This window comes from Vibrio sp. KMM 9700 (assembly GCF_058545285.1).
In genome coordinates this window covers 969,779-988,557 of record NZ_CM178590.1, presented here as the reverse complement: position 1 = coordinate 988,557, position 18,779 = coordinate 969,779, and the positions used below count along the sequence as shown (strand labels likewise).

General features: G+C 42.6%; 13 protein-coding genes and 3 tRNA genes. 8 read left to right on the top strand and 8 right to left on the bottom strand.

Annotation, left to right across the window (positions count from 1 at the left end; translation table 11 throughout):
• Positions 1 to 30 precede the first annotated feature (30 nt).
• A complete protein-coding gene (gcvT, locus tag AC2VOY_RS15675) occupies positions 31 to 1,149 on the top strand; it encodes a glycine cleavage system aminomethyltransferase GcvT (RefSeq protein WP_491833583.1) in 1,119 nt (372 codons plus the stop codon).
• Between the two features lie 94 nt (positions 1,150 to 1,243).
• Here the strand turns inward: gcvT and AC2VOY_RS15670 are convergent, their stop codons facing one another.
• Genes AC2VOY_RS15670 through AC2VOY_RS15660 form a run of 3 tightly spaced genes read right to left on the bottom strand, consistent with a single transcriptional unit; the run spans position 1,244 to position 3,263 of the window.
• Positions 1,244 to 1,678 (bottom strand): EamA family transporter, encoded by a 435-nt coding sequence (locus AC2VOY_RS15670; RefSeq protein WP_491833581.1) that lies wholly within the window; start codon positions 1,676 to 1,678, stop codon positions 1,244 to 1,246.
• Between the two features lie 36 nt (positions 1,679 to 1,714).
• Positions 1,715 to 2,722 (bottom strand): low-specificity L-threonine aldolase, encoded by a 1,008-nt coding sequence (gene ltaE / locus AC2VOY_RS15665; protein WP_491833579.1) that lies wholly within the window; start codon positions 2,720 to 2,722, stop codon positions 1,715 to 1,717.
• Positions 2,723 to 2,741: 19 nt separating this feature from the next.
• Positions 2,742 to 3,263: an NUDIX hydrolase gene (locus AC2VOY_RS15660; RefSeq protein ID WP_491833577.1), complete on the bottom strand. Its 522-nt coding sequence runs from the start codon at positions 3,261 to 3,263 to the stop codon at positions 2,742 to 2,744.
• Between the two features lie 123 nt (positions 3,264 to 3,386).
• Here AC2VOY_RS15660 and AC2VOY_RS15655 point away from each other — a divergent pair, with 123 nt between their 5' ends.
• The 6 genes from AC2VOY_RS15655 to AC2VOY_RS15630 all read left to right on the top strand — a co-directional run bounded on the left by AC2VOY_RS15655 (position 3,387) and on the right by AC2VOY_RS15630 (position 8,312).
• Complete coding sequence (locus tag AC2VOY_RS15655; protein ID WP_491833575.1) at positions 3,387 to 5,048, top strand: ATPase RavA domain-containing protein; 1,662 nt, start codon at positions 3,387 to 3,389, stop codon at positions 5,046 to 5,048.
• Positions 5,049 to 5,059: 11 nt separating this feature from the next.
• Positions 5,060 to 6,502 carry a VWA domain-containing protein gene (locus AC2VOY_RS15650; RefSeq protein ID WP_491833573.1) on the top strand — a complete coding sequence of 481 codons (1,443 nt, stop codon included), beginning with the start codon at positions 5,060 to 5,062 and terminating at the stop codon, positions 6,500 to 6,502.
• A gap of 239 nt (positions 6,503 to 6,741) precedes the next feature.
• Positions 6,742 to 6,828: transfer RNA gene (locus AC2VOY_RS15645), tRNA-Leu, on the top strand.
• A 36-nt stretch (positions 6,829 to 6,864) separates the two neighbouring features.
• Positions 6,865 to 6,940 (top strand) — tRNA-Gly (locus AC2VOY_RS15640).
• Positions 6,941 to 7,094: 154 nt separating this feature from the next.
• A tRNA-Leu gene (locus AC2VOY_RS15635) sits at positions 7,095 to 7,181 on the top strand.
• 114 nt (positions 7,182 to 7,295) lie between these two features.
• A complete protein-coding gene (locus tag AC2VOY_RS15630) occupies positions 7,296 to 8,312 on the top strand; it encodes a LacI family DNA-binding transcriptional regulator (protein WP_491833571.1) in 1,017 nt (338 codons plus the stop codon).
• Between the two features lie 86 nt (positions 8,313 to 8,398).
• Here AC2VOY_RS15630 and AC2VOY_RS15625 read toward each other — a convergent pair whose 3' ends face one another.
• Both AC2VOY_RS15625 and AC2VOY_RS15620 read right to left on the bottom strand, forming a co-directional pair.
• Positions 8,399 to 9,931 (bottom strand): glycoside hydrolase family 32 protein, encoded by a 1,533-nt coding sequence (locus tag AC2VOY_RS15625; RefSeq protein ID WP_491833570.1) that lies wholly within the window; start codon positions 9,929 to 9,931, stop codon positions 8,399 to 8,401.
• 17 nt (positions 9,932 to 9,948) lie between these two features.
• On the bottom strand, positions 9,949 to 11,250 hold the full coding sequence (locus AC2VOY_RS15620) for an MFS transporter (RefSeq protein ID WP_491833568.1): 1,302 nt from the start codon (positions 11,248 to 11,250) through the stop codon (positions 9,949 to 9,951).
• Positions 11,251 to 11,500: 250 nt separating this feature from the next.
• Between AC2VOY_RS15620 and cscK the strand changes: the two genes are divergently transcribed.
• Entirely contained in the window at positions 11,501 to 12,430 is a 930-nt protein-coding gene (gene cscK, locus AC2VOY_RS15615) for a fructokinase (RefSeq protein ID WP_491833566.1), read from the top strand.
• Between the two features lie 150 nt (positions 12,431 to 12,580).
• Here the strand turns inward: cscK and AC2VOY_RS15610 are convergent, their stop codons facing one another.
• The 3 genes from AC2VOY_RS15610 to AC2VOY_RS15600 form a co-directional block, all read right to left on the bottom strand.
• Positions 12,581 to 14,218, bottom strand: a complete 1,638-nt coding sequence (locus tag AC2VOY_RS15610) for a BCCT family transporter (protein WP_491833564.1) — start codon at positions 14,216 to 14,218, stop codon at positions 12,581 to 12,583.
• A gap of 334 nt (positions 14,219 to 14,552) precedes the next feature.
• On the bottom strand, positions 14,553 to 16,835 hold the full coding sequence (locus AC2VOY_RS15605; protein ID WP_491833562.1) for a type I secretion system permease/ATPase: 2,283 nt from the start codon (positions 16,833 to 16,835) through the stop codon (positions 14,553 to 14,555).
• Positions 16,832 to 18,778, bottom strand: a complete 1,947-nt coding sequence (locus AC2VOY_RS15600; protein ID WP_491833561.1) for a bifunctional diguanylate cyclase/phosphodiesterase — start codon at positions 18,776 to 18,778, stop codon at positions 16,832 to 16,834. The genes AC2VOY_RS15605 and AC2VOY_RS15600 overlap by 4 nt, the downstream gene beginning before the upstream one ends.
• Between the last annotated feature and the right edge of the window lies 1 nt (position 18,779).

The window sequence follows — 18,779 nt, the reverse complement described above, 5'->3', positions numbered from 1 at the left end:
GCCCTTTTTTTATGACTCATGGAGAGAAAAATGACAGAGCAAACATTAAAAACCCCGTTATATCAAACCCATTTGGATGCGGGCGCAAAAATGGTGCCTTTCGCAGGGTATGAGATGCCGGTGCAATATGGTCTTGGGGTGAAAAAAGAGCATTTGCATACGCGTGATGCTGCAGGTTTATTTGATGTTTCACACATGGGTCAATTGCGTTTAATTGGCGCAGATGCAGCCAAAGCCTTAGAAGCACTTGTGCCTGTAGATATTATTGATTTGCCGCAAGGTAAGCAGCGTTATGCTTTTTTTACCAATGAAGCAGGCGGCATTTTGGATGATTTGATGGTGGCAAACCTTGGTGATCATTTATTCGTGGTGGTAAACGCTGCATGTAAAGCGCAAGATATTGCTCATTTGCAAGCGCATTTACCAGAATCTGTCACCCTTGAAGTGATTGAAGACCGCGCATTGGTTGCCTTGCAAGGCCCAAAAGCTGTCGATGTGCTAGCTCGTTTTGCACCAGAAGTGAGCACTATGCACTTTATGGATGTTAAGCAATTAACGGTTGCAGGGATTGATTGCATCGTGAGCCGCTCTGGTTATACAGGTGAAGATGGTTTTGAAATTTCAATTCCTAACGTGCATGCTGCTGATCTTGCGCAAAAACTAACTGCTGAAGATGAAGTGCAGTGGATTGGTTTGGGCGCGCGTGATTCACTACGCCTTGAGTGCGGATTATGTTTATATGGTCATGATTTAGACACGACGACAACGCCAGTGGAAGCCAGTCTGCTTTGGGCGGTGAGCAAAAACCGTCGCTTTGGCGGCGAACGTGCGGGCGGCTTTATTGGTGATAAAGTCATTCTTGAGCAAATCGAAACTAAAGCAGTGAGCCGTAAACGTGTCGGCTTGGTGGGTCAAACCAAAGCGCCAGTACGTGAAGGCGTGAAACTTTATGATGCGGATGACAATGAAATTGGTGTTGTCACCAGTGGCACCGCAGGCCCAACAGCTGGTAAACCTGTGTCTATGGCGTATGTAAAAACTGAATTTGCAGCCCTTGAGACAGAAATTTTTGCCGATGTGCGTGGCAAGAAACTGCCAATGATAGTAACCAAAATGCCATTTGTGCCACAGCGTTATTATCGCGGTTAATCACTCTTAAAGCGATTTAGAGAATAAAAAGCGAGCCAGTTTCTCGATAAGAAAGAGAAACTATGGCTCGCTTTTTTGTATTGTGAAAGCTTATTTATTTCTTAATCGCCAGCACCAAGACGCCTGTGGCAATTAGTCCTATCCCAAACCATTCTTTCAGGTTTAAACGCTCGCCTAAGAAAATACAGGCAAAAATCGCAACTAAGACTAAGCTAAATTTATCAATGGGCGCAACTTTGGACGCTTCACCAATTTGCAGGGCGCGAAAGTAGCAGACCCAAGATGCGCCGGTCGCGATCCCAGATAAAATCAAGAAGGTCCAGGTTTTTTGTGGCAGTCCTGTAGGATTTTGCCATTGCTTGGTTAGATAAATATACGCACTTAATACCACAAGAATGACTAGGGTGCGTACCCAAGTTGCCATATCTGAATTAACATTTGCAATGCCAATTTTGGCAAAGATTGCTGTTAAGGCTGCAAAAACAGCAGAAAGCAATGCCCAATAAAACCACGCATAAGAGCCGTGCATGAAATTTCCTTTTTTAATTGAGTATATTGAATAGATTTATGCGAAATAGGCATTGATTTGGGTAAGCAAAGTGCTGATATGCTGGGCATTAATATCACGATGCGTTACCAAGCGAATAGGGTGATCACGGCCGATGCGGATCCCTTGCGCATTTAAAAACTCAGCAAGTGGCTGGATCTGAGTCGAATCATCAAGCTTGGCATAGACAATGTTAGTGTTTTGGGTGACGCTGTCACTTTTAATGCCTTTGATTGCCACTAAGCCTTGGGCAAGTGTTTCAGCGTTTTGATGATCGGTTTTAAGTTGCTCAACATGCTCAGTTAAAGCAAGCTTACCCGCTACTGCTAAAATCCCAGCTTGACGCATGCCACCACCTAGCATTTTGCGAATGCGGCGTGCTTTTTGGATATATACACGTGAGCCAAGTAATAGCGATCCAACGGGCGCGCCTAAGCCTTTGGATAGACAAATGGTCATGGAATCAAAATGCTTACTGATTTCAAGAATATCTACATTAAGCGCCACGGCAGCGTTATACACACGGGCGCCGTCAAGGTGGAGCATCAAACCATGTTCTTGCGTAAAAGCGCGGGCTTTGGCAAGGTAATCAAGCGGTAAGACTTTGCCGCCAATCGTGTTTTCAAGGCTTAATAATTTAGTGCGGGCAAAATGAAAATCATCTTCTTTGATTGCCGCTTTTAATTTATCAAAACAAAGGGTGCCATCTGGATTATTTTCAATCGGCTGAGGTTGAATCGAGCCTAACACTGCTGCGCCGCCTGCTTCATATTTATAGTTATGTGCTTGTTGCCCACATAGGTATTCATCGCCACGTTCACAATGCGCCATGATCCCGATTAAATTCGCTTGGGTGCCTGAGCTGACAAAAATTGCATCTTCAAAACCATGACGCTCAGCTGAGAAAGTTTGTAAATCATTTACGCTTGGATCATCCCCATATACATCATCGCCAACAGGGGCGCTTGCCATGAGTTGACGCATTTTATCGCTAGGAAGGGTGACAGTATCGGAACGAAAATCCATAATAAATCCTTGATAAGTTTTAAATTAAGTATCCTAAAAGTTTAGCTTTGCTGATGCAGGCAATGGTTTTGGCATCTGTAATAGCATCTTGGCAAATCATTTGCTCAATTTGCGCAAGGCTCATGCGCTCCACATAGATTACCTCATCGTCATCACAAGTATATTGATCGCAAGGGGTGATATCTTTGGCTAAAAATAGATATTGAATTTCATCACAAAAACCAGCCATTGGGGTGCATGCGCCCATTGCTTGCCAAGAACTTGCAGCAAAGCCGGACTCTTCTATTAGTTCACGCTTGGCGCAAGTAAGGGGATCTTCACCATGCTCCATGGTGCCAGCTGGTAATTCATAGAGCCATTTATCAATCGCTGGGCGAAACTGTTTGAGAATAATAATTTCCCCAGTATCGAGAACAGGCAAAATGACAGCAGCGCCAGGGTGCAGCAGTTGGGTATGAGTGATTGTCTTTTGATTTGGAAGCCTGATCTCTTTTTCGATCAGTTGTAAGGTTTTCCATTGATGGATAATACGCTGCGTCATAATAAATATCTAATAAAAAGAATTTGTTACTTTGAAAACTAACACCTTTCTTAAGGCTTGCAAATGCATCTAAAGCGTTTTATCTTGAAATAAATCAAAATTTACTCGAAAAAGGCACTTGCCATGGAAAACTCCCAAGTTTCATCTTCTCCCATTATGCGTGGCGACAAACTCGCGCAGCGTATAAAACTTCTCACTCAAGCTCTTTCTGATGGCGTTTATGAACGTGAAGATACGATGCGTTTATGTCTGCTTGCAGCGCTTTCTGGTGAAAGTGTATTTTTACTCGGCCCTCCTGGGATTGCAAAAAGCTTAATCGCCAAGCGTCTTATCCAAGCATTTGAAAGCCAGAGCTATTTTGAATATTTAATGACGCGCTTTTCAACCCCTGAAGAAGTCTTTGGCCCACTGAGCATACAAGAACTTAAAGATAACGGACGTTATTTACGTCTCATTGATGGCTATTTGCCAAGTGCGCAAGTGGTATTTTTGGATGAAATTTGGAAAGCAGGGCCAGCTATATTAAATACCTTACTGACGGTTATTAATGAGAAAACCTTTAAAAATGGGCAAGATATTTTAAAAGTGCCGATGCGTCTGCTCATTAGCGCATCAAATGAATTGCCAGACAAAGACTCGGGTCTTGAAGCTTTGTATGATCGCATGCTTATTCGTGTATTCGTTAATCGTATTCAAGATAAAAAGAACTTTCGCGCCATGCTGACTCATGGCACTAATCTTGAAGCCCAGATCCCGCCGGAACTTGCGGTGACAGATATTGAATATCAAACTTGGCTGCAAGAGTTGGATCAGATTGAACTGACTGAAACGATTTTTGAACAAATGTATTGGATTAAAGCTCAGCTTGAAGCCATTGCTGAGAAAGAAAGCCAAGATCCTGAATTTTTATATGTTTCAGATAGACGTTGGAAAAAAGCAGTTAAACTTCTAAAAGCCAGTGCTTATTTCAATGGTCGTAATCATATCAATAGTTTAGATATATTATTATTACAAGACTGCTTATGGAATAGTCCTCAAGAAAAAGACATCGTTTCAAAAGTGGTGACAGACTTTGCGACCCAAACTGCTTATCAGCAGCAAGAGATCGCTTCGAACATAGAAAAAGTGCTTGATCCGCTTAATGATATTTCAAACCATTTAGTCAATGACTTTGTACTCAAAGCGCAGGTGGATACCCAAGGGACGCTGCGTAAAAAAGATGTCTTTTCATTTGATCTCAGCAATGCCAAACGTTATCAAGTTGGGCCAAAACGGGATTTAGTTAAGCTGGTGATTTTACAGCAAAACCAATCTGTATCTGAGCATGAAACTGGCGATACGCGTTGGGTCTATGTGGAAGCTAATGCGCTCAATGAAGCGATTGCAGAAGGCGGGGGCGATGTGTATGGCTATGTGAACCGTAAAACGGATATACGCAAACTTAGCGTGAGCCTGAATATGGACAATCACCTGGTCATGAAAGATGTTGGGAATCGTAGCATTTTTGTGACGCTAGTACGTCAAAATATGCCAAGCATGCAAAACTTCCCAGAATGGCAAACTAAGGTGCAAAGCGCAGCGACTGAGGTTAAACGTCTGGTTAGCCAAGTACGTGTAGCGCAAGATAACTTCCACCAAGCATTGCCGCATAACTTTATTTCAACCAAGACGAGTCTTGCAATTGAAACCAGCTTGCAGTCATTAAATAGCAAAATAGATCAAGGGCAAACCTCTTGCACAGAGATGCTTGAGCGTCTAGAACGTCTGCAAGAAGCATTTGAGTAAGGTTTGACTAAATGTTAGGACTTGAAGAGCTTGATCTCGCATTATTACTTGCTGATGCTGAGTTGGTGGAAGCGGCTGTACATGACTTTTTAGGTCGCTCACAGTTGCAAGATTTGCTGAATGCGAATCAAAATATCAAAGATTTGCTCAAAGGCAAGATTGATAAATGGCGCGGCAAAGTGACCAAAGAAGTGGAAGCGCAATTTGCCCAAGCCTCGATGGCAGAAGAAGTGGCGCTGTATCAAAAGGTTGTGCATTACAACGAGCAAGAATTTATAGATAATATTGACGCGATTTGGGATGAGTTTGAGCCATCTTTTGTCTTTTATGAAACGGCAGAGCGCTTGCTGTTTCAAGACAACGCTCAGCAAAACCTGATGCTGCCGCATTATTTTTGCCAGCAATGGCACCAAGCCCTTGAAGAAAGGGTTAAAAGTTTGCAAGAAGACGTCGTCAAGGCGCAAACTCAGGGCGAAATTGCGGCGCTTGAACAGCAAATGCATACTTTACAACAAATGGCGCAGATTTCTGCCATTGATGATTCAAGCAAAATTCTTGGGCGCATTTGGGACATGGCTAGTGGTAGTTTGACCCAAGGTGATTTTGATAAAATGCGCACCTATGCGGAATTTTTAAAGAAGAATCCAAAACTTTTAGAGATTGCCAAGGAACTCGGGCGCCATGCAAGCCCAGAAGAAGAGGAAGACACGAGTCAAGCAGCAAGCCCTGAATATCAAGAAGCAGTGAGTGAATTTGCGCTCGATGATATAACCGGCACCACAGTGAGTGATGATTTAAACAAACTCTTACCCAATGAAACTTTGTTTTTAGCTTACCCTGAGCTTGAAGTTATTTTTTATCAGCACTTGGCCGAAAAACGCCTGCAAACATACCAAATGCAAGGTAAACATAGAAAACGTATGCCTGTTGCTGCGCACAAAAGCAGTGACGGTTCGCCACAAGTTGAGCAAGGGCCATTTGTGATTTGCTTGGATGCGTCGGGTTCGATGCGCGGCTTTGCTGAAGACAGTGCTAAAGCGCTGAGTTTTGCTTTAATGCAAATTGCGCTGGCGCAAGGGCGCGAATGCTTTGTGATTATGTTTTCAAAAAATCAGATTAGTTATGAACTCACCAAGCAAGATGGCCTGCGTGAAGTGTCAGACTTTTTATCTTATACCTTTCATGGCGGCACGGACTTGGAAGCTGCGCTACAAACTGCGCTTGAAACCATGGAAAAAGAAAAGTTTGCGCTGGCGGATTTGGTTGTGGTATCAGATTTTATCGCGCCCAAGCATTCTAAACCACTACGTGAGCAGGTCGCAAAAATGAAACGGCAAAAAAATGTCTTTCATGCGGTGAACCTTTCCCATTATGGTGACCCACAAGTGTTAGATATTTTTGATAAGGTTTGGGATTTTCAGGCTAACTTTAAACAAAAAATCTTTGGATCATAAAAGGGTAAATTGAAAAAATACAAACCTTATCATCTTGATAATTGGCATAAAAACGCGCAATACCTCACAAAATAAGTCCTTTTTTATACAAAGCGGATTAAAATTAATCAAACAGTAAAAAAGAGTGATATTTTTGTTTGACTCATTTTTCAAATCAGGTAAAGTATACCTCGTTCCCAAGCAAAGGCAGTCATTGCTTAGCTTAGGAAACCTAAGTTGAAATAGGTGTCAGCCTTAGTGCCCTGGTGGTGGAATTGGTAGACACAAGGGATTTAAAATCCCTCGGCGTTCGCGCTGTGCCGGTTCAAGTCCGGCCCGGGGCACCATTTCAATGTTGCAGCCAAGCTGCTTAGGTCATATTTGCGACATTAGCTCAGCTGGTAGAGCGCAACCTTGCCAAGGTTGAGGTCACGAGTTCGAACCTCGTATGTCGCTCCAAACAAAAAATGAAGTGAAATATAGAGCACAACCTGCCAAGCTTGAGGTCACGCCTTAGGTTTAGGAGATAGGGAACCTCGTATGTCGCTCCAAATTAAAATTTCACTTAGTGAATAAAGAATTAATGGTGTCATACCCATTTGCATAATTGCATGCCCTGGTGGTGGAATTGGTAGACACAAGGGATTTAAAATCCCTCGGCGTTCGCGCTGTGCCGGTTCAAGTCCGGCCCGGGGCACCATTATTAATCAAAGCCTTAGCTTATTTTAGCTAGGGCTTTTTTTATGCCTGAAGGGTTTATTATGCTATGCTAAGTCTTCTAGATTCCATTTTTAATTAAACGAATAATAACCTTATGGCCTCGATAAAAGATGTAGCAAAACTTGCTGGTGTCTCTTGGATGACGGTTTCGCGTGTGATCAATCAACCTGAAAAAGTCGGAGATAAGACGAAAGAGAAAGTTCAGCAAGCCATTCAAGCGCTGAATTATGTTCCTTTTGAATCAGCAAAGAAGATGCGCTCCCGCGGCGTGTCGAATCATCAAGAAAATACCATAGTTATTCTTGGCTTAGAGGTTGCCACGACCCCGTTCTCCGTCGAAATGATTGCTTCGATTGAAGAAACGCTACAGAAATTTGGTTGGCAGGCTGTCGTCATTAATACCTTTGAGCGTTATCCTTCAGATCAAACTATCGACAAGGTCCTTGCACAGCACCCAGCAGGGGTGATTTTCTGTACCATGGGGTTACGAGAAGTCGAACTTCCTGAACGTTTGCAAGATTTTGATTTAGTGCTTGCCAACTGTGTGGCGCTGAATATGCGACAAGCAAGTTATATTCCCAATGATATGCAAGGCCAATATGACTCGACGAAAGCTGTGTTAGCATCTGGTGCTAGGCGTTTACTTTATTTGACGCTGCCAAGTAATGTACCGGCAACGGCAAAGCGTCTACAGGGCTTTGAGAAGGCTATTTATGAGTTTGAACAAGCCAACCAAACCCAAATTCAGACCCATATCGCATCCTTAAACTCACCGGTAAACTATCGCCAAGGCATTGATATGATAAGGCAAGTGGAAGCAACAGGGTTTGAGTTTGAGGCAGTGGTGTGTGGCAATGACAGGTTAGCACTTGTAGTGCAGATGCATTTGCTAAATCAAGGCTATAAGATCCCTGAAAAAGTCTCAGTGGTTGGTTTTGATAATATGGTGGATACGGGGGAGCTTTTTGTTCCTGCATTATCTACAGTTGAATTACCGCATCGTCAAATTGGCGAACAAGCTGCGCTACATATTATTGAACAGCGTCAGCATCAAGATATTATCCAACTTGAGTGTCCATTCATTGCACGTGATAGTTTGTTAATCAAATGACACAAATAGAAAAAAGCCAGCCGGAGGAGAGAGGCTGGCAAGGCAAGTAACCCTTAAATGTACGAAACTATCGAGCAAAAGACGGCTTAAAAATTCTCAATTGAACTTTGTAGTTGATGAATTTGACAGCTTTGAACATGGGTTAAGCCACTTTCACTGACTAAACAAATACCTTGGCTGTCTGCTTGCGGGTAAATACGGCTTGTCATGGTATATTTGCCGTTATCGATAAATACTTCGACAGAGGAATTATCCACAAAAATTCGCAGTGTTAAAATATCATCAGCTAAGTCAAGTTTCGGGCTATAACGTATGCCGTTAACGCCTTCACCACTATGGTTGCGATCAATAAACACACGATCACTCATCATGTCATAACCAACGTAAGTATATTCATCAAATTTGCCTGATCTTGTTTGACCACAACGTAGCCACAACCCAGAACGTTCAGGTGCTGCAGCTTTACTCTTATTTGTTTGCGGTGTGGTTTGTCGTAAATCTAACGTGAGCTCTATTTCATATTGGCTGCTTTGGATCATACCGTTCGCATTCGATAATGGGTGGTAACCGCTATCAATTGCAATATTTTGAAGATCTAAATGCGTGCTTTGACGTAACTGCTTAAGCTCTTTAACCGGTGCTTGATAAATATGATCATCGATAAGCGTCAGCTCACGCGGTAAGGTGAGAGCGCCTGCACGGCCATAGTCTTGCTCTGGCATTTCACTTTCCCACATATCCATCCAGCCAATTGCGATTTGACGACCATCTGGCGCAGCAAAAGTCTGACAGGCGTAGAAATCATGACCATGGTCAAGTTGAGTAAAGCCACCACGCTCAAAATGCCCACTTTGGGTATCAAATTGCCCAACAAAATAACCATTTTGAAACAAGTTACGGTGCAAATAACCTTGTGGCGCCATGCCTTGAGGAGAACAAAGTAAAATATCTTTGCCAGCCAATGAGAATAAATCTGGGCATTCCCACATGTAACCTTCTTCTTCAATCCCACTGGACTCGGAAATGGTATTAATAAAGCGCCAAGACTTTAGGTCATCTGATTGATAATAGGCAACTTTTCCTTGTTCACCTTCTTTTACTCCAACCACCATGTGCCAGGTATCATCTTGCTGCCAGACTTTAGGATCGCGAAAATGAACGATATCTGCGCGATATGGGCTATCAATGACGACGCCTTGCTTTTCAAAATGTATCGCGTCTTTACTGGTCGCTAAGCATTGAACTTGCTTCATAAAGTCATCATTATGATCTTCTTTTAGCCAGCGATGGCCGGTATAAATTAATGCAAGTTCATCACCAAGGCTGACCGCAGAGCCTGAAAAGCAAGTGCCTTCCTCACCAGGGTAGAGCGCAATAGGATGATGTTCCCAATGGATCAAGTCGCTAGAGCTAACATGTCCCCAGTGCATTGGGCCCCATTTAGAAGAATCTGGGTGGTGCTGATAAAACACGTGGTAGCGACCTTGATGATAACAAAGACCATTTGGATCGTTCATCCAACCTTGTTGTGGCTGAATATGATATCCCAAGCGCCATGGGCTATTTTGCGGTGTTTTAGCTGCGCGAGCTGCTTGCAGCGTATCTGTACTTAAAGTCATAAAAAATCCTTTGGTAATTATGCGTTTTGTGAAAGTGGTCTATCCGTCACAAGATCATTTGATTGGGTATTGTTTGACGCGTCTAAATTCTCTGTTTGTTTATGTATTTTCGGATTTGAATTTTCTAGTGTGAATATTGAGACAAAGGCAAAGAATGCGACGCTACAACCTAGATAAATATATGTCTGACCAAAGCCAATTTGATCGTAAGCTTGTCCAACAATAGGTGATAAAAAGCTTGTAAATACTTGGCCGACAAAGTTAAAGCCAAATAGATATAAGGTTGCAGAGAGGCGATTATCAAAGTGCTCACTGAAGTATTTGAAGATAGAAATGAGTAATATTGGAAGTTCAACAGCATGTAGCAGTTTCATTAATGAAATCCCAACACTTGAATCAACCACACCCGATCCTATGATACGAAATGCCATCACACTCGCAGCAAAGATTAAACCTTTCTTTGGTCCAATTTTGTTGACGATAAATGGCGCGAGGAACATACCGCCGGCTTCTAGGAACACTTGTAATGAGTTTAAGTAACCATACATGCGGTTGCCTTCTGCTTCAGTAGCAAAGTGCTGCGCAAAATACACCGAAAACTGTTGATCATAGACACCGTAGACGCAGGCACAGCCGATGATATATAAGACAAAAGCATAGAATTTACGCATTTTTAGAAGCTCAAGCGCATCACTAAACGATAAACTTTGGGCTTGGCTATCTAATACACTTTTGGTGGTGCTGCTTGTGTTGTCATAACGCACTGCAAGCACGAATAAGAAACAACATATGCCAGATAAACTCGCAAGGTAAAAGTTATAATGTGGATTAATATTAATCAGTTGACCGGCAAAGAAGGTTGCAAATGCCCAACCAAGTGACCCCCACATTCTTGCTTGTCCAAATTCAAAGTTGCTAATGTGACTCACTTTTTCGATATATGTTTCGAGTGCACCTATCCCAGCAAAGAAAACACCACCAAGGTATAGGGCGCCAAGGACACCACCGAGGTAGATATTGGTACTTAGAAGGGGCCCGTAAACGAAGACAAAAAATGGACCAGAGAGAATTAACATCACGCTTATAAGGAGTACTAGGTGCTTTTTGAGTCCCAGTTTATCTTGGATATAACCGTAAAAGGGTTGAAAGCATAGTGCACCGATGGCATTGACTGAAAAAATGATCCCGGTTTCAGTGCCGTTTAGGCCTAAGTGCTGTTTTAACCAAATCGGAAACAAAGAAAACCAAAATGACCAAGTCACAAAGAAGAAGAATAAAGCACCACTAAGTAGGACATAGTTACGTTGAAATTTTTTCATGTTTAATGCTCTTTTTATTGTTAACGTTAACAAATTGAATTGTAAAATGTTAACGTTATATTTGTAGGGTTGTCTAAATTTAAGCAAAAAAAGTGTGTATGCCTAGCGTTTTTGATTAATTTAAATTGGATATCGTTCTTTTTGAGATCTTGATCTGAATTTTTAGAATATATAATGGAAAAATTAGATTAATTCTAACTGAAATAAATTAGAATGTTAACGTAAACATAAAATAATCATAGGAAGTATTATGCAGTCCAATCAAGCAAAGGTATGGCTCACTGGTGATGCAGTGGTAGATTTAATCCCAGATGGTGGAGCGCACTATCTAAAGTGTCCGGGTGGCGCTCCAGCGAATGTTGCTGTTGGCATTTCACGACTCGGTGGTGATGTTAGCTTTTTTGGGCGTGTTGGGCTTGACCCACTTGGCAAATTCATGCAGCAAGTTCTTAGAGAGGAAGGCGTTGATTGCGCGCATCTATATCTTGATCCTGAGCATCGTACTTCAACCGTATTAGTTGATTTGGATGACACTGGTGAACGTAGCTTTACGTTTATGGTTAAGCCAAGTGCAGATCAGTTTATGCAAGTGACAGACGTGCCTGTCTTTGAAAAAGGGCAGTGGTTACATTTATGTTCAATAGCACTTGCCAATCAACCTTCACGTGAGGCGAGTTTAAATGCGATGCAAGCTATGCGAGATGCACAAGGTTTTGTTTCTTTTGATCCAAACTTACGTGAAGAAGTGTGGGCCGATCAAAGTGAGATTATTCCTGTTGTATGTGAGGCGATTAAGCTTGCCAATGTAGTGAAATTTTCAGAAGAGGAGCTTTGTTTTCTAAGCGGCAAAGATACTTTGGAGACTGGCATTCACTGGTTAAATAAGAGCTTTGCTTTAGATTTAGTGCTGATCACACAAGGCGCGGCTGGAGCCTTGGTTATCTTAAAAGGTGACGCCTTTCAAGTGCCAACAGATAAAGTGAATGTTGTGGATACAACTGGCGCTGGTGATGCCTTTGTTGGTGGATTATTGGCAGCTTTATCTCGTTATGATAACTGGCAAGATAAACAAAATGTAATGCAAGCTGTGAAGCAAGCAAATCGTTGTGGCGGCCTTGCGACGACAGCAAAAGGTGCTATGACTGCGTTGCCGCGTCTTGCTGATCTAGCATTAGCTTGAATGCTCTATTCAAGACTTTCGTCAAGTTAGCTGTTTATGTGGCTTAAACGACTGAAATAAAAAATCCCCATTTGATTTCATGCTGAGCATGAAGCCTTGTGGGGATTTTTTATCGAGCTTATATCGCTGCTCGTTATGTGAGTGATTTATTTATTTTGCAGTCACATCTTTTGGCACTTTCGCATACAAAGGACGTTCTGAATTTAGTCCAAGAACTAAGCTCACACACATGATAAGTAACACAAACGTAAAGGGTAGACCTGTTGTTACAACGCCAGATTGAAGGGCTTGCAGGGCTTCAGAGCCACCAACATAAAGCATCGCACCCGCAATAGCGCCGCCAATACTTGCCCAGAAAATACGTTGTGGTACAGGTGCATCCATCTTACCACCCGCGGTAATACTATCGATAACCAATGAACCTGAATCTGATGAGGTCACAAAGAAGATCATCACCAAGACAATCGACAGAATAGATAACACGCTACTAAATGGAATCGCATCATAAACATTAAACAAAGTTAATGAAATATCAGTTAGACCCTTGGCACCAAGTTCACCGACATTATTTGCGATTTGATCAATCGCGATGCCGCCAAAGGTACCCATCCAAATCATAGTTAAAAGTGTTGGAAGGAAAATAACACAGCCTAAGAACTGACGTACTGTACGGCCCTTAGAAACGCGTGCGATAAACATACCGACGAATGGACACCATGAAATCCACCACGCCCAATAGAATACAGTCCAAGCATGCATCCAAGTGCTATCTTCACGGCCATGTGGGTTACTAAAGGCAATGATATTTTCAGCGTAAGCTTTGAACATTTCAGGAACTGCTGAGGTTGCGACATCAAAACCAACATATAAAATGAATAAAAGCAGCGCAAATGCAAAGGCCATGTTGATGTTACTTAATAGTTTTACACCACCATCAAGACCACGGACAACCGACATAATCGCAAGACCGGTCACAAATGCAATAACGCCAAGCTGCATGCCAATGCCACCATCTGTGCCAAACACATGGTTAATCCCGCTGGTTGCTTGCTGCGCGCCAAGCCCAAGTGAGGTAGCTAGACCAAATAGGGTTGCAAGCACTGCCATGATATCAATCACATGACCAAACCAACCCCAAGCTCTATCGCCTAAAATTGGGTAGAAGATTGAACGCATTGACAGTGGCAAACCTTTATTATAGGTAAAAAATGCCAATGACAAGGCAACCAAAGCATAAATTGACCAACCGTGGATACCCCAGTGGAAAGCTGTTGCGCCAAGCGCAAGTGAACGAGCTTCTGGTGTGTTTGGCTCTACATTAAATGGCGTGCCATACCAATCGGTATAATACGCAGCAGGCTCAGCAACGCCCCAGAAAAGTAGACCGATCCCCATACCGGCAGCAAATAGCATTGCAAGCCAAGAAGGGATTGAAAAGTCAGGGGTTGCATCTTTACCACCTAGGCGAATTTTACCCAGTGGTGAGATGATTAAAATAAGTGAGAAAATTAAAAAGAAGTTCACAGACCACATAAAGAGGCTGTCGAAGGTTTCAAAGATGGAGTTTTTTACTAAATCTAAACTTTGTTTTGCTGTGGCTGGATCAACGATTAGTACAGCGGCGAGGAAGGCAAAAATCAAAAATGCGCTAGTTCCGAAAACTGGGTTATGAATATCAAAGCCCCATTTTTGAATATTGTCTTGACCAATTTGATAATCGGTCGTGTTTATACTGTAATCATCGGTTCCTACCGAATGCACAGTTTGGTTATTTTTTTCTTTATCCATAAGTCCTACTTGAGGTTTCCAATATAAGAGCCAATACCGAGAAAGTATCTATATAGCAGTCCTTGCTAATAAATGCTTTGATGTCGAAGTATTGAATTCAACATTACATTAACAAATAGGCGGGTATTTGTCTAGTTTTTGAGAGTTATGTCAAGATTTAACTTGAATTACTTAGATATTGTCAGTGTATTTGTAATGTATACGAAAGAATACTTGCAACGTTTGTGTGAGAAATATCAAGGGAAGCTTCATTTGCGCAATAAAAAAGCCAAGCCTTACATTTCTTTTATCAAGAAGTGTAGCGGACTTGGCTTTCAGTTATGTTACGGATGAATTATTTTGGCTGAGTCAGTTTCTCTTTTGCCATTTTTAATACATCTTGTGCGCTCGGCGCAGATTTTGCAGTCGTTGCTTGCGCTTGGTTGGCAGCCGTTGTATCTGCGCTATTTGCAGCCGGTGCATTGGCTGGCACATTTGTTTTTGGTCGCGCGGTGGCTTTAGCTGGCGTTTGACCTGAACGTAATGTACGTAAGATTTCATCACGTGGGCCATCAGCAATAATGCGACCTTGCTCCATCACGATTAAACGATCGACTAAATCTAGCATTCCCATTTTATGCGTAATTAAGATCAGGCTCTCGTTTTCATCAAGGGCTTTTAATTGACGCTTGATGTACATTTCAGAGCGGTTATCCATGCTACTGGTTGGTTCATCCATAATTAATACAGATGGATTACCTAAGAAAGCACGCGCAATCGCCACAGACTGACGTTGACCACCAGAAAGGGCTGCGCCACCTTCAGCGACTTGCTTTTCAAGCCCTGCGCTGTCTTGCTGGGTGAAGTTTGTCACGCCAGCACGTTGCGCGGCAATCATGATTTCTTGATCCGTTGCAAGTGGGCGGCCCAGTGCGATGTTGTCACGGATAGAGCCAAAGAATAAATGGATATCCTGCGGTACACAGCCAAAGTTACGACGAATATCAACGTGATGAAGCTGATTAATATCCGTATCATCAATCAAGATACTGCCTGATGTTGGGCGATAAAGACCCATAATGAGGCGCTCCAGTGTGGTTTTACCAGAGCCAATTCGGCCAATAATCGCAACTTTTTCACCCGGTTCAATGGTCAGATTAATATCTTTAAGTGACGGGGTTTCAGCATTTGGGTATGCAAAGCTTACATTATCAAACTGAATTTTACCTTTGATTAGTGGGCGGTGAATATAGCGTTTGCCTTCTTCTTGCTCACTTGGCATTTGCATCAACTGATCAATGATTTGCATCGAAGATTTAGCTTGGTTATAACGAGTAGAAAGCATCGCAACTTGGATCATAGGACCGACAGCGCGGCCACTTAGCATTGTTGATGCAATCAAACCACCCATAGTGAGATCGCCTGCGCCAATTAAATAAACACCGGCAACGATCATCGCAACGTTTAAAAACTGCTGCACAAAACCTGCGGCATTTTGCAATGAGTCCGTTAAGCGGCGAGATTTGAGGCTCCAGTTTGACATATGCGCCACAGCTTCTTCCCAACGATATTGGTAAGTGCTTTGCGCGCCAAACATTTTAAGCGTTTCAAGGCCGACTAAGCTTTCGACTAAGTTGGCATTTTTTTGTGACGCTAAGCGAGAGCCTTCTTCAATACTGCGTTTTAGTGGACGCTGTACAATAAAGCTATAAATGATTAAGAAGATGACGCCTACAAGCGGTACTAATGCAAGTGGGCCGGCAATCATGAAAATCACAAACAAGAAAAGAAATGCGAATGGCAGATCAATTAGCGCTGTGATACTTGCAGAGGTAAAGAAATCACGAATGGATTCAAACTCCTGCATATGTTTTGCAAACGCGCCAACAGAAGCAGGGCGCGCTTCTAGGCGAATCCCCATCACATGGCTAAAGATTTTCGATGAAATCAATACATCGGATTTTTTACCTGCCACATCAATGAAGTAGCTGCGCATCATTTTTAATGCAAAATCAAATCCAAAGATTAAGAACACACCAGCAGTAAGTACCCAGAGTGAATCATACGCAAGGTTTGGAACGATTTTGTCATAGACCAAACGAGAGAAAAGCGGCGCACTAATCGCAAAAATATTGATTAAGATCGAAGCAATAAAGACGTCGCGATAAATGCTACGTGATTCCCAAAGCGTGCTCCAAAACCAGTGTCCTTCGCGGCTTTTTAACAGGTCAGGTGAGCGTTCATCATAACGAAAACGCTTTTTGATCATGAACATGCAGCCAAGGTATTGGCTTTTAAGCTCGTCAAGATCAACCCATTCTTGCTGACCATCACTTTGTGACAGGATCACTTCGGCTTCTTTCTTTTCATGATCGATAGATAAAATAACTACCGCATCATCATTTTTCAAAAGCGCCACAACAGGGAAAACAAGCGGTTGAATATCTTCAAGACTTTCTTCTACCAGTTTCGCATTTAAGCCTGCTGTTTCTGCTGCACGCGGGAAAAGATAAGTCGTTAATAGACCATCTTGCAGTGGTAAACCCGCGGTCAAAGCGTCAGGCGAGTTTGATTGCCCGTAATAACGGCTAATGTAAGTCAATGCTTTTAGCAAAGGATCTTTGCGGCTACTACTCATAAACTAGGATCCTCTTGTGTTTCTGAAGTTGCGATTTCTGCGGTCACAAAACCTTGGAAACCACCGACGTTGAGTTCAGCAAGCTTCTCTTTTTGGGCTAAGGTTTCAACGCGTGAAGCAATCGTTGCCACAGAAAGGTTATTTGCTGTACGTGTAATAGATGAAAGCACATCGGCTTTGGCTTGATCATCAATTTGCGCAGTATAGGCAAAATCTAGTTTCACGTAAGCAGGGCGATAGGTGTTAAGATAACCGATTGAGCCAAAGTTATGACCAAAATTATCAATACCAAACTGGAAGCCATGATCTGTGATGATGTTACATAATAAGCTCACATCATCGGCATTTTTGATAAAGCAGATCTCAGGTAACTCAAAGTAAATGAAGCCTTTTAGCTCAGGGTAAGCCGCCATTTTGTTGCCTAACCAACGCATAAAGCCCGTATCAGTGACACTGTTTTGGGTTATGTTGATTGCAATTGGCGTGCTTGGACGTGTTTCTTTTGATTGCTTGAATAGGCTGTCGATAATATGCATATCAAACGAAATGCCTTCACCAAGTTGCTCAATGGCAAATAAGAACTGGCCGGCAGAATAACGTACGCCATCCTTTTCAATTGAGGCAAACACTTCTTGGTGCATGATGTTGTGGTTAACATCAATCGCTTTTTGCATGCTAAAGGTAAAGCGTTTATTACCAATGGCTTCATCCACCAATGCTTTCCACTGCTGCTTACCAAAGGATGCTTGCGTACTTGGCGCACCTTGGAAAATAGCCATTGGCTCATCAACATTTTGACGCGCCTTAACTAAGGTGTTATCAGCTTGCGATAAAATGCTTGAGGTGGTGTCTTCAGGGTGACGCATCACCAGTGCAACTGCTGCTTGCAGCGGCGCCACATCAAGAGGGTCGCTTTGCAGCGCAGCGGTCATGTTTAGCATAGAACGGCCAAGAGTGGTCAGTTCCTTGCTTGTAATGCCCGGCGCAATCAGCATAAACTCAGCTTGGTTTAAACGTGCAATCGTATAATGTTCATCACTGATTTTCTCAAGATGAGTGGCAAGCATTTGAGTCAGGCTATCACCTTGGCTATACCCTTGCTTTTCATAAACATCTTCAATTAAATCAACATGCAGCAGGGCCACACCACCATCTTGATTGCCTTCAAGCCATGAGTTTAGCTGAGTCATTAGGTAGCTGCGATTTGCAAGACCTGACACAGGATCTTGGTAAGCGCGGATACGCAGTTTGTCGGCTTCTTCTGCTTGTTGGTCAAAGTGAGTGCGAAGTTGCGCGCTCATTTGGTTAAACGCACGTACCACATCCGCAAGCTCTTGTGTTTTAGGCTCTTCTAGCGGCTGAGTGAAGTGGTTATTTGACACTTCTTTCGCATTAATTTGAATTTCTTTTAACGGTTTTAAGATACGCTGAATTAAGAAGACTAAACTTACCGCAAACAAAATACTTGCAAGTAGGAAACTTAGCACCATTTGTTTCGTCGTGATCCACAGCTGCTGATAAATGCCCGCAGTACTAGCTGTCACTTCAAAGTCAGCCAGTTGCATCCAGCCAGAGCTAAGGCGTGATTTTTGCGTGTAAGGCTCAATCGAAATCAAGTTTACAAACCAGTTTGGCACACCATCGAGATTGGTGTCATATTCACGATCAATGGAGACGTCACTTTCTAGCATTTTCAGGTGCACGTTTTGATATAAGCTACTATCAAACATGGCATTGATTAAAGACTCGGAAGAAACCATGTCTTTTTCTTGTAGATATGGGGACAAGGCCAAACCAACAGCTTGTACCACATTGTTCACTTCTACAGATTGTTGTTCAACCAAAAAGCTGCGTGCATTATTAAATTGCAATGTAAACAAGATACTTGCCATGGCGAAAAAGACCACGAGTAAGCGAAGTAATAATTGTCTATATAGTGTCATA